The sequence below is a fragment of the Eggerthella sp. 1_3_56FAA genome (assembly GCF_000185625.1).
Taxonomy (GTDB): Bacteria; Actinomycetota; Coriobacteriia; order Coriobacteriales; family Eggerthellaceae; genus Eggerthella; species Eggerthella lenta.
This window is the reverse complement of record NZ_GL622579.1, coordinates 273,943-275,783: the sequence shown is the minus strand read 5'-3', so window position 1 is coordinate 275,783 and position 1,841 is coordinate 273,943. Positions and strand designations below refer to the sequence as shown.

3 protein-coding genes are annotated in these 1,841 nt (G+C 71.2%); all 3 read right to left on the bottom strand.

Features of this window, described 5'->3' with window-relative positions; genetic code table 11:
- Positions 1-650, bottom strand: a 650-nt coding sequence (locus tag HMPREF1023_RS01180; RefSeq protein WP_050784800.1) for a ParB/RepB/Spo0J family partition protein, incomplete at its 3' end; no start/stop codon positions are given.
- Complete coding sequence (locus HMPREF1023_RS01175) at positions 638-1,405, bottom strand: ParA family protein (RefSeq protein ID WP_009304297.1); 768 nt, start codon at positions 1,403-1,405, stop codon at positions 638-640. The genes HMPREF1023_RS01175 and HMPREF1023_RS01180, both read right to left, overlap by 13 nt.
- Positions 1,406-1,473: 68 nt before the next feature.
- Positions 1,474-1,841 (bottom strand): DUF6870 family protein (locus tag HMPREF1023_RS01170; RefSeq protein WP_232228674.1); only part of this gene is annotated, 368 nt, incomplete at its 5' end.

Below are 1,841 nucleotides of genomic sequence, written 5' to 3'. Positions count from 1 at the left end.
CTCTGGATGTCGGCGTCGCTCAGCTCGCCCCTCTCGGCCCGCTCGCGCCACACCGGCTCCAGGCTCTCCTCGACGACACGGGCGATGCGCTCGTGGTGCTCGATCGTCCTCGGGGCGACGTCGCGGCCCGTCTGAGCCTTGATGATCGCCGCCTTGAGGCTGGAGCTGCGCACGCCCCTGAGCGAGGGGTCCGCCTCGCGCATCCGCCTCACCTCGATGCCGAGCGCCTGGGTAGCCCGGGCACGCTCGATGACGGTGAGCTCGCGCGTGAAGTAGTTCGCGGTGTGCAGCAGCGTGAGGGCCTCATCGTCGCCGATGCCCTCGATGACGCGGCACGGCATCCTCGAGAAGGACGGGTCTTCGCGCGCGAGCAGCTCGTAGGCGGCCTTGCGCCGGTGCCCGCTTATCATCTGGAACGAACCGTCGTCGAGCCTGCGGACGAGGGGGATGTCGGTGAGCCCGTCCCTCCGTATGGACTCGGCGAGGGAGCGTATGGCCCCCTCGTCCATGCTGTAGGCCGCGTTCCCCGGGTGGTCGGCGATGTCGGCGACCTCGATTTCGCTGATGGGGTACCTCTCGCGCGCCCGGGCGTCGTCGTCCAGCACGCCCGCCAGGCTGAAGCGGCGCGCGATCTCCTCTACTCCCGCCACAGCCCCATCTCCCTCCCGAGCTCCTCGTAGTCGAGCGCCGCGCGGTTGCCGGGCATGAACGACACGATGGGCCTCCACTCCCAGCTCCCCTCCATCACCTTCGCCGAGTGGTGGATCACGGTCGCGTACTGGCGGTCGGGGAAGAAGCGGTCGAGCACCGCAGCGCCCGTCGCCTCCGCCCTCGTCATCCGCCCCGGCACGCACGTGCGCAGGATCCTCCAGTCGGGCAGGGGCATCCGCAGCTTCGTCGCCACGCCGCGCACCGCCGCCACCGCCGACGCCGTCCCCCTCATGACCGTCGAGTCGAGCTTGACCGGGATGACGACCGTGCCGCGCCCGCTCGTCGCAACGTAGGCGCACATGGCGAGCTGCTTTGCGCTCGGCGCGCAGTCGAGGATGGCGACGTCGTAGGCCCCCTCCGCGTCGTCGAGGGCGAACCTGAGCCGCTGCTCGCGCAGCATGAGCTCGTTCTGGTCGATGAGGTCGAGCGTCGTCGGGACGCAGCTCAGGCGCTCGACGCCCGTCTGGTGCGCTGCCTCCTGCGCGGGCATGTCGCCGTAGAGCAGGGAGACCGCGTTGCGCCCGGACTCCCCCGCCGCGTCGTAGAGGCCGAAGTAGTCGGTCGCCGACGCCTGCGGGTCCAGGTCGACCAGCAGCGTCCTGAGCCCACGCGAGGCGCAGAGCACCGCCAGGTTCACCGCCGTGGTGGTCTTGCCCACCCCTCCCTTGAAGTTGCTTGCCGTTATGACCCTCATTCCTTCCGTCCTTTCCCTCGGGGGCGCGCCACGGTTCCGTGGTCGCGGCGCGCCCAGCGTTTCGACCGCTACGCCGCGCCGGGCTCGGCCCTCCGCACCGGCCCCGCGGCCTCCGTTTCCATGGGTGCCCCGCCGATGCCGAGCAGCCGTGCGACCGCCTCCTCGACGGGCACCTGCCCCGCGAAACTCAGCCTCACCTCCACCCCGTGCGCCGTGAAGTGGTACGGGTCGCCGATCTGCTCCGCGAACGAGCGGACGCGCTCGTCCACCGGCAGGCTCGCGTCAACCGCGACGTCCGCCAGGTCCCTGACAGCTTCCATATGGCCCTCCTCGCGTCTCATCGGGACCGCCGGATGCAGGCCCCGCCTGCATCCGTTGATTGCCTCCGGGCGCGCGGGCCCGGAGGCGGAGGGCTCCTGCACGAAGCCGTCGGCGC